Origin of the sequence: Pseudoxanthomonas sp. CCNWLW251, assembly GCF_037402255.1 — a bacterium.
Classification (GTDB): Bacteria; Pseudomonadota; Gammaproteobacteria; order Xanthomonadales; family Xanthomonadaceae; genus Pseudoxanthomonas_A.
In genome coordinates, this window is the sequence record NZ_JBBEGA010000003.1 from 161,180 (window position 1) to 175,247 (window position 14,068).

Sequence of the window (14,068 nt, forward strand, 5' to 3'; positions counted from 1 at the left end):
ATCCGGCGAGTAGCCGGCGCGGCGGCATGGCACCCTGTACGCCCATTCCAATGCCGGCCGCCGCCCATGACCGCCCCCTCCGACGCCGTCACCCGTTTCCGCCAGCTCCATCAGCAGGGCCTGCTGCGCCTCGCCAACGCGTGGGATGCCGGCACCGCGCGCCTGATCGAACACCTTGGTGCTCCCGCCGTGGCGACCACCAGCGCCGGCCTGGCATGGGCGCTGGGGTATCCGGATGGCGACCGCCTCCAGCCCGATGCACTGCTGCACGCCGTGCGCGGCATCGTGCGGGTCCTCCATGTGCCGTTGACCGTCGATGTGGAAGGCGGCTACTCCGACGATCCCGCCACCGCTGCCGATACGGTGATGCGCGTGGTGCAGGCCGGCGCCGCCGGCATCAACCTGGAAGACGGCGCAGGCGAGCCCGCACTCCTCGCCGCCAAGATCCGCGCGATCCGGACCGCCTGCGCCGCGCAGGGGCTGGACGTCTTCATCAATGCGCGCACCGATGTCTACCTGCGCGGACTGGTCGCGGAAACCGCGCGCATCGACGAAACCCTCGCACGCGCCGGGGCCTACCGCGAAGCCGGGGCCGACGGCCTGTTCGTGCCGGGACTGGTCGACACCGATGCCATCGCCACTCTGGCCGCACGCTGCGGCATGCCGCTCAACGTGATGCTGCGCCCGCAGCTGCAGGATCTCGCCACGCTGGAACGTCTCGGTGTGCGCCGCGTCAGCACCGGCTCGGCGCTGGCCGAGTCGATGTACGGACGCCTGGGGGCGCAGGTCGAGGAATTCCTGCGCGATGACCGCACCGCCCTGCCCGATCCCCGGGCCATGGGCTATGGCGCGATCAACGGACTGTTCGCCTGACAACGCACACGCGAGAGCGGGTAGGATTTTTCCTACAGCACGTCGGGGCGACGACCGACGGCGAATGTGACGGCTTTCGACGACGATGCTCGCGTCCCCGGCAGCACGCCCTGCGCAGGCCACGAAAGGCCGCTCTGCAATGGAAACGGGCGCTGCCTTGAGCAAGCAGCACTGCCGGAGCCGGGGACTCCCCCTTCAGACCCGACCCTCTTTGGTCGGGTTTTCTTTTGGCGGCAGCAGGATCAGCCGTTGCCGCCGCCCAGCCAGAGCTCGGGCATCTGCAGCAGGCCGAACAGCACCAGCGCCGTCGCGGCGATCAGCATCCAGGCCATGCTCCGCACCAGCAGGTTGCGCATGTAAGGGTTTCCCTGTCCCGTGTGTGATACGACTATCGATGCAGGCGCGCGACGAGTCAAAGGTAAATGCATTAAGCCGCGATGGCCGTCCGCGTTTCCGCATTTACCTCACCCTCCACGCCCCGCGCCGCGGCGAGGAACTCCCTGCCCCAGCGCGACAGATCGTGGTGGCGGACGATGTCGTACAGCCTGCGCTGGCGGTCTTCGCGCTCACCCGGTGTCATCGCCAGCGCGTGCCGCAATGCGCGCGCGAGATCCGCAGGATCGTGCGGATTGGTCAGCACCGCGCCCTTCAGTTCCGCCGCCGCGCCGGCGAATTCCGACAGCACCAGCACGCCATCGCCACCCTCCAGGCCCTGCACGGCGACGAACTCCTTCGCCACCAGGTTCAGGCCATCGCGCAGCGGCGTGATCCACATGACATCGGCGGCGGCGTAGTGCGCCACCACGTCGGCGAACGGCAGCACGCGTGCGAAGAAGCGCACCGGCGTCCAGTCCAGCTGCGACAGCCGCCCGTTGATCCGGCCCACCGCCTGTTCGATCTGTTGCTGCAGCGGGCGGTATACCGTCATCTCCTTCGCGGCCGGCACGCACACCAGTACCAGTGTCACTTCGCCCTGCAGTTCCGGAGACTCGTCCAGCAGGCGCTCGAACGCATGCAGCTTCTGCAGGATGCCCTTGGTGTAGTCCAGCCGCTCGATCGACAGCACCAGCTTGCGCCGGCCGATCTCGTCGCGGATGCGCACGATGTCCTCGGCCACCTGCTCCGTTTCCAGGCACGCCCGGATGCGGCCCACGTCGGTGCCGATGGGATGCGCGCCGATGCGCACGGTGCGGCCGTCGATGCGCAGTTCGGTCGCCATGTCCTCCACGCCCACCGCGCAGCCGAAGGTCAGGAAGCGCGGCGCGCACTGGGCTCGCGCGGTGACTTCCACCGGGAACGTGCTGCGCACCGCGTCGGTGAAGTTCTCCGCATGGCGCGGGATGTGGAAGCCCACGTAGTCGCACGCCATCAGGCTGCCGAGGATCTCGCGCCGCCACGGCAGGATCGCGAAGATGTCGGCCGACGGGAACTGGGTGTGGTGGAAGAAGGCGATCTTCACGTCCGGACGCAGCTCGCGCAGCACCGACGGCACCATCCACAGGTTGTAGTCGTGCAGCCACACCGTCGCGCCCGGGGCGGCTTCGGCGGCGGCGGCTTCGGCGAAGCGGCGGTTGACGCGCTTGAACAGCGCCCAGTCGTCCTCGTTGAAGCGCGCGCGCTCCCAGAAACTGTTGATGACCGGCCAGAACGCTTCTTTCGAGAAGCGTTTGTAGAACACGTCCACCTCGTGCTTGCTCAACGGCACGTGGGTCGCAGTGAGGCCGGGGTAGCACGCCGCATCCACGGGCGTGTGCACCTCCACCGGCGGTCCCTTCGGATCGTCCACCGTCCAGGCCACCCACGAGCCGGGCTGGCCCTCGCCGAAAAAGCTCAGCAGGCTGGGAATGATGCCGTTGGGCGAACTGTGCGGGCGACGCACGCGCTTGCCATCGACGATGTGTTCCTCGTACGGCAGGCGGTGATAGACCATCACCAGTTCGGCCTTGCCGGTGGCATGCGACGGGCGCGCGTACTCGTCCGCCTGCAGCAGCTTGAAGTGCGCCATCGCCTGCAGGATGCCGCCGCAGCCCGGCGCCTCCGCATGCAGCACCTGGTCCATGCCGGCGGTGGCGGCGAGCAGCGCGGGCTCGGAATCGCCCACGCACACGCCGGGGAAACCTTCGCCGTACATCGACAGGTCGTTGAGCGTGTCGCCGGCCACCAGCACGCGGCCGTGTTCCAGATCGAGTTCGTCCACCAGCGCTGTCAGCGTGCTGCCCTTGCGGGTGTCGCGCGGCAGGATGTCCAGGTAACGGTCGGCCGAATACAGCACCTCGCACCCCAGCGATGCCGCCACGGCGTCCACCTCGGCCTGGATGGTCGACAGCTGCTCCGGATGGCAGTAGTACGAGCAGCGGCGTTCCTGCGGCACTTCCTGCCGCACCAGCATCGGGAAGCGGCGCATCGCATCGGCGACCACGTGCTCACCCGGCCAACGCGCCTCGATCGCCGACTGCAGCGGCTGGATCGGCTGCATGTCTGCGGTGCGCAGCACGGTGGCGCCCACGTCGCAGATCAGGTAGTCCGGCGTAGGCAGGCCGGGATCGGCCAGCAGCGGCAGGATCGCCTCGCGCCCGCGCCCGGTGACCCACGCCAGCTTCACGCCGGGATGCGCGTCGACCAGGTGGTACAGCTGCTTGCGCGCGACCGGATCGCCGGCCAGGAACGTGCCGTCCAGGTCGGTGGCCAGCAGCAATGGATCGGGGGTTTTCTTCAACAGGCTCATGCAGGTGCACTCCCAGTGGGTGGTGTGCCGCGCACGGAGGCACGACGCGACGCGTCAACGGACGCAGGCGGGGATCGATCGCATCGGAAAGGCGCTGCAAGGCAGGCGCAGGAAGAGGGTTGCCGCGTGCGGAACACGCTGCGCGCAAGCGCGCTGCAGATGCGCGTCCTTCCCCGGATGTGGACGCGAACATCGACTGATGCGATGCAGCATTGTAGTCCGCATCGCTCACGCAAAGGTCAACGCGATGTTAAGAACGTTGAATTTTGCCGGGAAATCCGCACTTTTTCCAACATCACTGCCTATGCATCACATGCGAACCACGCTCACGCACGCATCGCTGTCGCCGACACCAGCGCATCGATCAGCGCGCGCGATGCCGCGGAGAGGCGACGATGCGGCGCGTAGATCAGCGAGAACGGACGCGTGCGTCCCGACAGCTCCGGCAACACACGCACCAGGTCCGCACCGCGACGCGTGCAGGCATCGATGATGAAGTCGTACGTCTGGCAGATGCCCACGCCGGCCTGCGCCAGCGACACCACGCCCAGCACGTCATCGGACACCTCGATGCGCGAGCACGGCACCCAGTCCACGTCACCGCCGTCCACGCGGAACAGCCACGGCGCCACGCGTCCGCTGCTGGGCAGCACGAACGGCAGGCAGGCATGCGCCGCCAGATCGTCCAGCGTCTGCGGCGTGCCGTGCGCAGCCAGGTAGTCCGGCGAGGCCACCACGCTGAGCGTCGCGTCCTCCAGCGTCCTGCCCACCAGCCCGCTGTCGGGCAGCGCGCCGAGCCGGATGGCCAGGTCGTAGCCCTCGGCCACCAGATCCACGTTGCGGTTGGCGATGTTCACCTCCAGCCGCACCTGCGGGTGCTGCCGCACGAAGTCCCGCAGCAGCCACGGCAGCCGGTAGTGGCCGTAGGTGGTCGGCACGCTGAGCCGCACCTGCCCGCTGAGGGTGCCGGCCTCGCCCTGCACCGCGCGCTCGGCGTCGTCGATCAGGTGGAACGCGGCACGCGCCTGCTCCACGTACAGGCGGCCGGCCTCGGTCAGGCTGGTCCGGCGCGTGGTCCGCCGCAGCAACTGGTTGCCCAGCCGCGTCTCCAGCCGGGCGACCGCGCGGCTGATCACCGACGGCGTGGTGGACAGCGCCACCGCCGCGGCCGTCAGCGAGCCGTGATCCACCACCGCCACCAGCGCCTCGACATCGGCCAGGTGATCGAACCGTCGCGCCATTCTTGCCTCCGGAGAACAGATGAATCCCTCTCAGGCCAATTTATCGCCTCACGCGCCGGGAATACAGTGCGCGCCATCCCGGGCTTCCCGCCCGCACCGGAGACCCCCATGAAGCTGCTCGCCCCCCTCGCCGCCGCTGTCCTGCTCGCCATCGCCTCGGCCAACGCCCAGGCCGCCCACGTACTGGTGGTGCTGTCCGATGCCGACCACCTCGACCTGCGCGACGGCCAGGTCTACCCCACCGGCTTCTACCTCAACGAACTGATGCAGCCGGTCAAGGCGCTGCGCGACGCCGGCCACCAGGTCACCTTCGCCACACCGGAAGGCCGCGCACCGACGGTGGACCGCACTTCGGTGGACAAGGCCTACTTCGGCAACGACGCCGCCAGCCTGCAATCGCACGCCGACCTGCTGACGCAGTTGAAGCTGACGTCCGCCACCCAGTCGCCGGTGCTCAGCCTGGCCCGGGTGGAACAGATCGGCTACGGCGAATTCGACGCCGTCTACATCCCCGGCGGCCATGCGCCCATGCAGGACCTGCTGGCCAGCCCGGCGCTGGGCCGCCTGCTGACCGACTTCCACCAGCAGGGCAAGCCCACCGCCCTGGTCTGCCACGGCCCCATCGCCCTGCTGTCCACGCTGCCGGGCAACGCTGCCTTCGTGCAGCGGATGGAACGCGACAACCGCGCCCCGGCGCCGGCCGCCTGGATCTACGCCGGCTACCAGGTCACGGTGATCAGCAACGATGAGGAAGAACAGGCCAAGGCCGCGCTCAACGGCGGCCGCATGAAGTTCTACCCGCAGACCGCGCTGCAGCAGGCCGGCGTGCAGTACCGCAGCAATGCCCAGCCGTGGCAGTCGAACGTGGTGGTCGATCGGGAACTGATCACCGGCCAGAACCCGGCCTCGGCCCAAGATGTGGCGAAGGTGTTGCTGGAACGGTTGGACTGACAGCGGCGCCAGCGTGCCCGCCTTGTGCGCTTGCCGACCGGACAGGCGTACAGGGCGGACCACCTTCCTCTACTCACACAAACCCTGGCGCGAGAGGCGAAAAGCCTGGCTCTACTCACACATAGCCTGGCACGAGAGGAAAAAAGCCAGGCTCTACTCACACATAGCCTGGCGCGAGAGGGAAAAAGCCTGGCTCTTCTCACACCAAGCCTGACGCGAGAAGTAAAAAGCCTGGCTCTTCTCACACCAAGCCTGACGCGAGGAGCAAAAAGCCTGGCTCTTCTCACACCAAGCCTGACGCGAGAGGCAAAAAGCCTGGCTCTGCTCACACATGGCCTGGCGCGCCACGGAAAAAGCCTCGACGATTCTGGTCAGCGATGCCGCATGCATGACGGTGCCGGATGGTCGGGCGTCATGGGACGCCGCACCCGATGCGCCGGTCCCCTTGCTAGGCCAGCAGGATGTTCATCAACGCAACCGTCGCCACCGCTGCCACCAGCCAGATCGTCACGCGCTTGAGCAACGCGGCATCCAGCGCCCCGGCCGCCCGCGACTCGCGCGACGGAGTGAAACCCACGACCAGCACGTGCACCGGCAACGCGACCACCAGCAGGAAAGCGAATACCCAGTTCAACGTCTCGTCCCCCAATCGCGGCCAGATCAACGGCATCAGGATGCCGGCGAACAGGCCGGCGATGGCGGCGGTGATGGGGGTTGGGGTGAGTTTCATGCGGGGTGGTGTCCGATAGAGCCCATGGCCAAGTCTAACGGCTGGGCGCAACGTGCAACTCTGCGAGAAGCTAGCGGATAGTCGTAGGATGGGTTGAGCGAAGCGATACCCATCAACGCCATCCCCGAGGTCAAGGAATGACCGACTACCGACGCGCTTTCGTCCCCGGCGCCGCCTACTTCTTCACGGTCAATCTCGCCAACCGTCGCAAGACGCTTCTGATAGATCACATCGACCTGTTGCGCGACGCGATCCGGTACACACGCCAACGGCATCCCTTTCTCATCGATGCGATGGTCGTACTGCCCGATCACCTGCACGCCATCTGGACCCTACCATGGGACGATGCCGACTTCCCTTTGCGCTGGCGCCTCATCAAGACCTGGTTCTCTCGCAATCTGCCGCTTGGCGAACATCGACGCGCCAGCCGCGTCGACAAGGGCGAACGCGGCATCTGGCAACGACGGTATTGGGAGCATCTGATACGCGACGAGATCGACTTCGCCCGGCATGTGGATTACATCCACTGGAATCCGGTGAAGCATGGGCACGTAGCACGAGTTGAGGATTGGCCCTACTCGACCTTCCATCGGTTCGTGCGCGATGGGGTGCTGGCGGAGGATTGGGGCTGCGCAGTAGATGACGCGGACTTCGGAGAGCCTCGGTGATGGGTATCGCTACGCTCAACCCATCCTACGCGCTACGCGCTTGACTGGAGAATTAGCAGGAATGGCCGCTTGGCGCTAAGTGGGGCACGAACTTCCAGTCGCAAGAAATTTTGACGCCTGATCACAGAGCTCGATTGATTTCGGGCATTCTTGTTTTACCCTGTCGTCACGGCGCCTTACGAGAAATCATGATGACGGAATCTGCAGACGACATCCTCCAGGATTTTCTCGCGTTCATGGATCGCCAACGCGGCGTTTACATCGACTCTATGGCAGGCTTTGCCGGACACGAAGTTCGTATTGAACAGCAAGTTGCGAGAGTGGTGCGCCCTGCGGGCCGGAAACCTGACGCGGATGGTAATTCCGTCGTGATGATGGCGAGTTATGAAGATCCCTCTAGACCCAACGTGATCCACAGCCGAATCGTAAGGACCTCAGACTACGTCTCGGACAACTCCGAACTTGGCTTCAATGCTCAGCATCAGGCTTATGCACTCATCGCGTTTGTGTTGGCGTATTGGGAGCATGAGACGCGGGTACGGCTAGCTGCTGCGCAAGGCGTTCCGCTGAATAACATCAAAAGCGACATATTCGGAGACCTGATGCAGATCAGGCATAGCATTTTGCACACAAAGGCGGTGCTCCGATCTGATAAGTATCGGAAGCTAAGAGTGCTTCAGGGGATGTTCGAAGCAGATGCACCAATCCTAATTACCTTCGAAAAGATGCACGAGATTTTTCAGTACATGTACAAGGCGTGCGCCCGCCTACTCATTGATCTGATGAGGTTGCCCGAGCCCCCAGGCGGCATCGAAGGCCTGACAGGAATAGCGATCATGAAACGGGTTGAAAGCCCATTCCAGAGCCAAGCCTAGGTCATGGGTAAAAACATGGGTGAAACGAAGAAGCACGTAGGATGGGTTGAGCGCAGCGATACCCATCATCGCGGACCATCCGACACAACGAACCGATGGGTATCGCTGCGCTCAACCCATCCTACCTTTCTTGCGGTCAAGAGGCCGGAAGAAACGCCCCCGCCTCGACGAGCTCGACGCCCGGCGCAGACCGCAAACAGGCTGCTAGCTGAGGTACGTGTCCCTGCCCGTAGAACACCACCGCGCGGTCGCCGGGCTTGAGTGCTTGCAGCAGTCGCGCACAGATCGCGAAATTGCGCTTCGCCCAGGCGGCATTGAGTTCGACACCGGGCTGTTGCTCGCCGCTTCCGTAGCGCAGGAACTCCGCGTAGAAGCTCGCGGCTTCATCGAGGGCCTGCGGCGTGTTCATTTCGCGCAGCACGCCGCCGATGCTGTGGGTGGTCTGCAGTGCGGTAATGCGCGCCGTGATGCCCTCGGCCTGCGCCATCAGTGCTTGCAGATCGCCTGACTTGCCATTGGCCTGCGCCCACGCGCTCAACGGTTCGAATGGGAAGTCACCCGGGACATCCAGCCCGTGAACGCGTTCGAGCCCCACCTGCTTGGCCAAGCGGAATCCCAACTGCACGACCTCATTGCGGGAGGCCGGCAGCGTGCCGTCGAGATAGCGCGCGTAGTTGTCGCGCGCCGCTTCAACAGGCCACTCGACGCCGACGAATGTCGGCTGGAACCCGGCCAGGGCATCGGTCACCGCCTGCAGTTCTGCTTGGCGCCGGGGCACCGTGACGTCCACCGACTCCACGTTGGCCTGATCCTGACCCGGATTGCTGAAGTGGTAGGTACCGACGACGATGACGCGGGCCGGCGGCCCGGCCGCCCATGCGGCACCGTGCAGAAGGAGCAATGCCAGCACAAGGAGACGACGCATGACCGGTTCCTCCAACACGTAGGATGGGTTGAGCGTAGCGATACCCATCGTCGAGGACGATCAGACACACCGAAGCGATGGGTATCGCTACGCTCAACCCATCCTACATTTCATGGTGGCTGAAGTGGCGGAGAGAGTGGGATTCGAACCCACGGTAGGCTTGCACCTACGGCAGTTTTCAAGACTGCTGCCTTAAACCGCTCGGCCATCTCTCCGTTGTCTGGAACTGCCCGCGACCCCGTCGCGGTGCATCGCCACCCTGCCCCGGCGGCGCGCCCGGCCCCTTGCAGGCCGGACGGCATTTTCGCACGAACACCCTGCCCGTGGCTTACGACGCCTTCTTCACCTTGCCGGCCTTGGTGTTGTCGATGGCCATCGCGATGGCCTTCTCCTTCTCCTCCGAACACTTGCCGCCGCAATCCAGCCGCGAGGATTCGATCTGCTGCGGCAGGTGCTCGGCCAGGAAATCGATGAACACCCGCACCGCCGGCAACATGCCCCGGCGCGAGGCGAACACCGCATGGCAGATGCCCTGCGGCAGGCTCCATTCCGGCAGCACCACCTCCAGCTCGCCCTTGCGCACCGCGTCCGCGCACACCGTCTCGGGCAGCAGCGTGATGCCGTAGCCGTCCTTCGCCATCGACTGCAGCAGCGGGAAATCGAAACCCGCCAGGCGCGGATTCAACTCGATGCGGCGCACCTCGCCATTGGGCCCATGCAGCTCCCAGCGCTGGCGCGCCTCGTCCTCGCTGATGCTCAAGGTGACGTGCTCGGCCAGGTCTTCCGGCACCTTCGGGCGGCCGGCGCGGTTGAGGTACTTCGGGCTGGCCACCAGCAACTCCTGGATCTGGCCGAAGCTGCGCATCACCAGGCTGCCGTCGTCGTCCAGCTTGGCGCGCACGCGCAGGGCCACGTCGTAGCCCTCGTTGATGATGTCCACGCGACGGTTGTTGACGTGCAGCTGCAACCGCACCTTCGGGTACTTGTCGAGGAAGGCCGGCAGGATCTTCGGCAACTGCATCTGCGCCACCGCCACCGGCACGCTGACGCGCACCACGCCGCGCGGCTCGGCGCTCAGGCGATCGACCACCTCGCGCGCGGCCTGGGCTTCGGCCAGCATCGTCTGCGCATGGCGGTGCACGCTCATGCCCACGTCCGTCACCGCGAAGCGGCGGGTGGAGCGCTGCAGCAGGCGTACGCCCAGGTCGGTCTCCAACTGGCTGATGCGCCGGCTCAGGCGGGACTTGGGGATGCCCAGCGCCCGTTCCGCCGCGGCGAAGCCGCCGTGGTCCACCACCATCGCGAAGTAATAGAGGTCGTTGAGGTCGTGCTGCATGAATTAGTCTCGCCTTTAGAACGATCAGTGACGTTTAACCACGTTTATCCCACCAATGCAACGACCTACAGTGTTCTCCAACGCGGTTGAGGCCGCATCCCGACCGGAGAACCACCATGAAACTATTGCATATCGACAGCAGCGCCCTGGCCGACAACTCGGTCAGCCGACAGCTCACCGCCGCCATCGTAGCCCGTTGGCAGGACAGCGTGCCCGGGCTGGAGGTCACCTACCGCGACCTCGACGCCAACCCGCTGCCGCACCTGACCAACGCCGTACTGGGTGGGGGCGATGCCGCCGCCGCACAAGCCGCCGAGCAGGCGATGCAGGAGTTCCTGGCCGCCGATGTCATCGTGGTCGGCGTGCCGCGCTACAACTTCGGCGTACCGTCCACGCTGAAAGCCTGGATCGACCGCGTGGCGGTGGCCGGCCGTACCTTCAAGTACACCGAGAACGGCCCCGTCGGCCTGGCCGGCGGCAAGCAGGTGATCGTGGCCGAGGCCAGCGGTGGCGAATACGCCGGTACGGCGATCGACTTCGTGGCGCCGTACCTGAAGCAGGTGTTCGGCTTCCTCGGCATCACCGATGTGGAGTTCATCCGCGCCGAGCGCGTGGCGTATTCACCGCAGCACAAGGCCGAAGCCATCGAAACCGCGCTGGCGAGCATCCCCGCACCGCTGCGCAAGGCGGCCTGAGCCTTCGGGTCGCGGGACGGGGCCGGTATGCTGCCGGCACCCGTTTCCGCCACCCGCCGATGCCCGCCCGGAACACCACGCCCGACGCGATCGATGCCCCAGAGGCGCTGGCCCTGCTGAAAGCCGCCGCCCGCCCGGACCACCGCGCCGGGCTGGCGCGCTACGGCATTCCCGACACGCATGCGCTGGGCGTGCCGATGCGCGAGATCCAGGCGCTGGGCAAGCGCATCGGCCGTCGTCACGCCATGGCCCAACCTCTCTGGGACAGCGGCATCTACGAAGCCCGCCTGCTGGTGGCCTTCATCGCCGATCCCACGCACCTCACCCCCACGCAGATGGACCGCTGGTGCCGCCAGTTCGACAACTGGGCGGTCTGCGACACGCTGTGCCTGCACCTGTTCGACCGCAGTCCGCATGCGTGGGGACGGATCGATGCATGGGCGCGCAAGCGTGGCGAGTTCGAAAAACGCGCGGCGTTCGCGCTGCTGGCCGGGCTGGCGGTGCACGACCGCCACACGCCGGATGCGCCGTTCCTCGCCGGGCTTGCCCACGTGGACGCGGCGGCGGGCGATGCGCGCAACTTCGTCAGCAAGGGCGTGAGCTGGGCACTGCGTGCCATCGGCCACCGCAATGCGGCGCTGCATGCCGAAGCGATCGACCGGGCCACCGCGCTGGCGGCGACCGACGATCCGGCGCGACGCTGGGTCGGCAAGGATGCGTTGCGCGACCTGGGCCGCGCGGCGGTGCGCGCCAAGGTGGCGAAGGCGACGAAGGGACGCGCGAAGAAGGCTTGATGCTCCCCTCTCCCCGCGCGCGGGGAGAGGGTGCCGAAGGCGGGTGAGGGGCGAGCGGAGACGGGAAGCCGGACGCTTTCACTCGGCTCCAGCATTCGATCAGCAACAGCCAACAGGACGTAAAGTCCTGCGCCAACAGCGCCCCTCATCCGCCCTTCGGGCACCTTCTCCCCGTCAACGGGGAGAAGGCATCGGAACTCAAGCGATCTGCTCGGCCCCACCCATGTACGGCCGCAGCACCTCAGGCACGGTGATCGAGCCGTCGGCGTTCTGGTAGTTCTCCATCACCGCGATCAGCGCACGGCCGACGGCGGTGCCGGAGCCGTTGAGCGTGTGCACCGGCTCGGGCTTGCCGGTGGCCGGGTTGCGCCAGCGCGCCTGCATGCGGCGGGCCTGGAAGTCTTCGCAGTTCGAGCAGGAGGAGATCTCGCGGTACATGTCCTGCGACGGCAGCCAGACTTCCAGGTCGAAGGTCCTGGTGGCGCCGAAGCCCATGTCGCCGGTGCACAGCAGCATGCGGCGGTACGGCAGGCCCAGCTTCTCCAGCACGGTCTCGGCGGCGCGGGTCATGCGCTCCTGCTCGTCGTAACTCTCCGACGGGCGCGCGATGGAGACCAGTTCCACCTTCTCGAACTGGTGCTGGCGGATCATGCCGCGCACGTCGCGACCACCGCTGCCGGCTTCGGAACGGAAGCACATCGAATGCGCGGTCATGCGCAGCGGCAGGCGGGCGTCGTCGAGGATCTCGTCGCGCACGATATTCGTCAGCGGCACTTCCGAGGTCGGGATCAGGTAGCGCTTGTGTTCGCCCAGGTGGGTGGCGAACAGGTCTTCCTCGAACTTCGGCAGCTGGCCGGTGCCGCGCATCGAATCGGCGTTGACGATCACCGGCACGCTGGTTTCTTCATAACCGTGTTCGTTGGTGTGCAGGTCGAGCATGAACTGCGCGAGTGCGCGATGCAGGCGGGCCAGCTGGCCGCGCAGCACGGTGAAGCGTGCGCCGGACAGCTTGGCGGCAGTGTCAGCGTCCAGCCAGCCGTGGCGGGCGCCGAGTTCCACGTGGTCCTTCACCGGGAAGTCGAACGCGCGCGGCGTGCCCCAGCGGTGCTGTTCGACGTTGCCGGCCTCGTCGCTGCCCAACGGCACGCTGGCGTGCGGCAGGTTGGGGATGCCCAGGGCGATGCCTTCGATCTCGGCGCGGATCTCGTCCAGCTTCACTTCCGAGGCCTTGAGCTCGTCGCCGAAGCCGGCCACTTCCGCCATCAGCGCGGACACGTCCTCGCCCTTGGCCTTGGCCTGGCCGATGGCCTTGGAGCGGGTGTTGCGCAGGTTCTGCAGTTCCTCGGTGCGCTTCTGGATCTGCTTGCGGGCGGCTTCCAGGTCGGCGATGCGGGACACGTCCAGATCGAAACCGCGGGCCTCCTTGAGGCGCTGGGCGAGTTCGGCGGGTTGGGTGCGGAGCAGGACGGGATCGAGCATGGAAACAGCAGTCTGGCGTGGGAGGCCGGCATTATCGCCCATCTGCGACCGGTTGCCCGCGCGGTTAACGGCGGCTGTGCAAGAATCGGCGCGACTTCACCGGTGATCCCCATGTCGGCCCAGCAACCGCACGAACCGCACTTCACCTTCCGCCTGCCCCGCACCGCCCTGCGCAACGCCGCCATCGCCTTCGGCATCGGCCTGCTGCTGTTCGTGATCGTCTGGTGGGCGGGCCGCGACGACGGTTTCTACACGCCGGAAGCCACGGTGCCGGGCAAATCGCTGCCAGTCGAGGCACTTCCCGAACCCCTTTCCACCGGCGATGGCGCCAGCGGCATGGAAGAACCCGCACCACGACCGGCCGCCGAGGAGCGCCCGCAGCTGGTGGAAGAAAAGCCGATGCCCGCACCCGTGTCGGAAACACCGATGCCTGTGGCACCGGCCGATGCCACGCCGTCGGCGGCGGGTGTTCCGCTCGCCCCCGGCGATGTGCCCGTACCGATCCCCGGCCAGACACCCGCGCCCGAGTACCCGCCGTCTGCCATGCGCAATAGCGCGGAAGGCACGGTGATGGTGCGGGTGGAAGTGGGCGCGGACGGCGTGCCGACCGCTGTCGATGTGGCCCAGCGCAGTGGCTCCCGTGATCTGGATCGCGCTGCGGTGGACGCCGTGCGCCGCTGGCGCTTCCAGCCCGCCCAGCGCGATGGCCAGGCGGTAAGCGGCGCGGTGACGGTGCCGATCGATTTCAAGATGCGCTGAGCATCCAGCGCCCGTAG

Annotated in this window: 13 protein-coding genes and 1 tRNA gene; 7 read left to right on the forward strand and 7 right to left on the reverse strand. The window is 66.5% G+C overall.

The genetic code is table 11. The features are described from left to right. Nucleotides 1–66: 66 nt before the first annotated feature. Nucleotides 67–873 (forward strand): isocitrate lyase/phosphoenolpyruvate mutase family protein, encoded by an 807-nt coding sequence (locus WBN46_RS13790; RefSeq protein ID WP_337732064.1) that lies wholly within the window; start codon nucleotides 67–69, stop codon nucleotides 871–873. A 427-nt stretch (nucleotides 874–1,300) separates the two neighbouring features. Here WBN46_RS13790 and ggpS read toward each other — a convergent pair whose 3' ends face one another. Next, nucleotides 1,301–3,598 (reverse strand): glucosylglycerol-phosphate synthase, encoded by a 2,298-nt coding sequence (gene ggpS, locus WBN46_RS13795; RefSeq protein WP_337732065.1) that lies wholly within the window; start codon nucleotides 3,596–3,598, stop codon nucleotides 1,301–1,303. Nucleotides 3,599–3,924: 326 nt separating this feature from the next. Continuing rightward, the gene (locus tag WBN46_RS13800; protein ID WP_337732066.1) at nucleotides 3,925–4,839 is read right to left on the reverse strand and encodes a LysR family transcriptional regulator; all 915 of its coding nucleotides are present in this window, start codon (nucleotides 4,837–4,839) and stop codon (nucleotides 3,925–3,927) included. Nucleotides 4,840–4,947: 108 nt separating this feature from the next. Between WBN46_RS13800 and WBN46_RS13805 the strand changes: the two genes are divergently transcribed. After that, the gene (locus WBN46_RS13805) at nucleotides 4,948–5,790 is read left to right on the forward strand and encodes a type 1 glutamine amidotransferase domain-containing protein (protein ID WP_337732067.1); all 843 of its coding nucleotides are present in this window, start codon (nucleotides 4,948–4,950) and stop codon (nucleotides 5,788–5,790) included. 448 nt (nucleotides 5,791–6,238) lie between these two features. Here WBN46_RS13805 and WBN46_RS13810 read toward each other — a convergent pair whose 3' ends face one another. Continuing rightward, nucleotides 6,239–6,520 carry a hypothetical protein gene (locus tag WBN46_RS13810; RefSeq protein WP_337732068.1) on the reverse strand — a complete coding sequence of 94 codons (282 nt, stop codon included), beginning with the start codon at nucleotides 6,518–6,520 and terminating at the stop codon, nucleotides 6,239–6,241. Nucleotides 6,521–6,657: 137 nt separating this feature from the next. Here WBN46_RS13810 and WBN46_RS13815 point away from each other — a divergent pair, with 137 nt between their 5' ends. Next, entirely contained in the window at nucleotides 6,658–7,188 is a 531-nt protein-coding gene (locus WBN46_RS13815) for a transposase (protein WP_337732069.1), read from the forward strand. Between the two features lie 188 nt (nucleotides 7,189–7,376). Further along, nucleotides 7,377–8,063: a hypothetical protein gene (locus tag WBN46_RS13820; protein WP_337732070.1), complete on the forward strand. Its 687-nt coding sequence runs from the start codon at nucleotides 7,377–7,379 to the stop codon at nucleotides 8,061–8,063. Nucleotides 8,064–8,199: 136 nt separating this feature from the next. On the opposite strand, the gene WBN46_RS13825 is transcribed toward WBN46_RS13820, so the two are convergent. From WBN46_RS13825 to WBN46_RS13835, 3 genes are all read right to left on the reverse strand, one after another. Continuing rightward, on the reverse strand, nucleotides 8,200–9,036 hold the full coding sequence (locus WBN46_RS13825) for a DUF5694 domain-containing protein (RefSeq protein WP_337732071.1): 837 nt from the start codon (nucleotides 9,034–9,036) through the stop codon (nucleotides 8,200–8,202). Nucleotides 9,037–9,113: 77 nt separating this feature from the next. Beyond that, nucleotides 9,114–9,203, reverse strand: a tRNA-Ser gene (locus WBN46_RS13830). 113 nt (nucleotides 9,204–9,316) lie between these two features. Beyond that, nucleotides 9,317–10,324 carry a LysR family transcriptional regulator gene (locus WBN46_RS13835; protein ID WP_225591123.1) on the reverse strand — a complete coding sequence of 336 codons (1,008 nt, stop codon included), beginning with the start codon at nucleotides 10,322–10,324 and terminating at the stop codon, nucleotides 9,317–9,319. A gap of 116 nt (nucleotides 10,325–10,440) precedes the next feature. Here WBN46_RS13835 and WBN46_RS13840 point away from each other — a divergent pair, with 116 nt between their 5' ends. Both WBN46_RS13840 and WBN46_RS13845 read left to right on the forward strand, forming a co-directional pair. Beyond that, nucleotides 10,441–11,019 carry an NAD(P)H-dependent oxidoreductase gene (locus WBN46_RS13840; protein ID WP_337732072.1) on the forward strand — a complete coding sequence of 193 codons (579 nt, stop codon included), beginning with the start codon at nucleotides 10,441–10,443 and terminating at the stop codon, nucleotides 11,017–11,019. Between the two features lie 59 nt (nucleotides 11,020–11,078). Next, a complete protein-coding gene (locus WBN46_RS13845) occupies nucleotides 11,079–11,813 on the forward strand; it encodes a DNA alkylation repair protein (protein WP_337732073.1) in 735 nt (244 codons plus the stop codon). A gap of 198 nt (nucleotides 11,814–12,011) precedes the next feature. Here WBN46_RS13845 and serS read toward each other — a convergent pair whose 3' ends face one another. After that, nucleotides 12,012–13,292, reverse strand: a complete 1,281-nt coding sequence (gene serS / locus WBN46_RS13850; protein ID WP_337732074.1) for a serine--tRNA ligase — start codon at nucleotides 13,290–13,292, stop codon at nucleotides 12,012–12,014. 111 nt (nucleotides 13,293–13,403) lie between these two features. Here serS and WBN46_RS13855 point away from each other — a divergent pair, with 111 nt between their 5' ends. Beyond that, a complete protein-coding gene (locus WBN46_RS13855) occupies nucleotides 13,404–14,051 on the forward strand; it encodes a TonB family protein (protein ID WP_337732075.1) in 648 nt (215 codons plus the stop codon). Nucleotides 14,052–14,068: the final 17 nt, after the last annotated feature.

What these genes read in the sequence shown, in the direction of transcription:
- WBN46_RS13820 (WP_337732070.1), top strand. Translation starts at nt 7,377, where the DNA reads ATGATGACGGAATCTGCAGACGACATCCTCCAGGATTTTCTCGCGTTC.
- serS (WP_337732074.1), bottom strand. Translation starts at nt 13,292, where the DNA reads ATGCTCGATCCCGTCCTGCTCCGCACCCAACCCGCCGAACTCGCCCAG.
- WBN46_RS13790 (WP_337732064.1), top strand. Translation starts at nt 67, where the DNA reads ATGACCGCCCCCTCCGACGCCGTCACCCGTTTCCGCCAGCTCCATCAG.
- WBN46_RS13810 (WP_337732068.1), bottom strand. Translation starts at nt 6,520, where the DNA reads ATGAAACTCACCCCAACCCCCATCACCGCCGCCATCGCCGGCCTGTTC.
- WBN46_RS13845 (WP_337732073.1), top strand. Translation starts at nt 11,079, where the DNA reads ATGCCCGCCCGGAACACCACGCCCGACGCGATCGATGCCCCAGAGGCG.
- WBN46_RS13815 (WP_337732069.1), top strand. Translation starts at nt 6,658, where the DNA reads ATGACCGACTACCGACGCGCTTTCGTCCCCGGCGCCGCCTACTTCTTC.
- WBN46_RS13805 (WP_337732067.1), top strand. Translation starts at nt 4,948, where the DNA reads ATGAAGCTGCTCGCCCCCCTCGCCGCCGCTGTCCTGCTCGCCATCGCC.
- WBN46_RS13840 (WP_337732072.1), top strand. Translation starts at nt 10,441, where the DNA reads ATGAAACTATTGCATATCGACAGCAGCGCCCTGGCCGACAACTCGGTC.
- WBN46_RS13835 (WP_225591123.1), bottom strand. Translation starts at nt 10,324, where the DNA reads ATGCAGCACGACCTCAACGACCTCTATTACTTCGCGATGGTGGTGGAC.
- WBN46_RS13825 (WP_337732071.1), bottom strand. Translation starts at nt 9,036, where the DNA reads ATGGGTATCGCTACGCTCAACCCATCCTACGTGTTGGAGGAACCGGTC.
- WBN46_RS13800 (WP_337732066.1), bottom strand. Translation starts at nt 4,839, where the DNA reads ATGGCGCGACGGTTCGATCACCTGGCCGATGTCGAGGCGCTGGTGGCG.
- WBN46_RS13855 (WP_337732075.1), top strand. Translation starts at nt 13,404, where the DNA reads ATGTCGGCCCAGCAACCGCACGAACCGCACTTCACCTTCCGCCTGCCC.
- ggpS (WP_337732065.1), bottom strand. Translation starts at nt 3,598, where the DNA reads ATGAGCCTGTTGAAGAAAACCCCCGATCCATTGCTGCTGGCCACCGAC.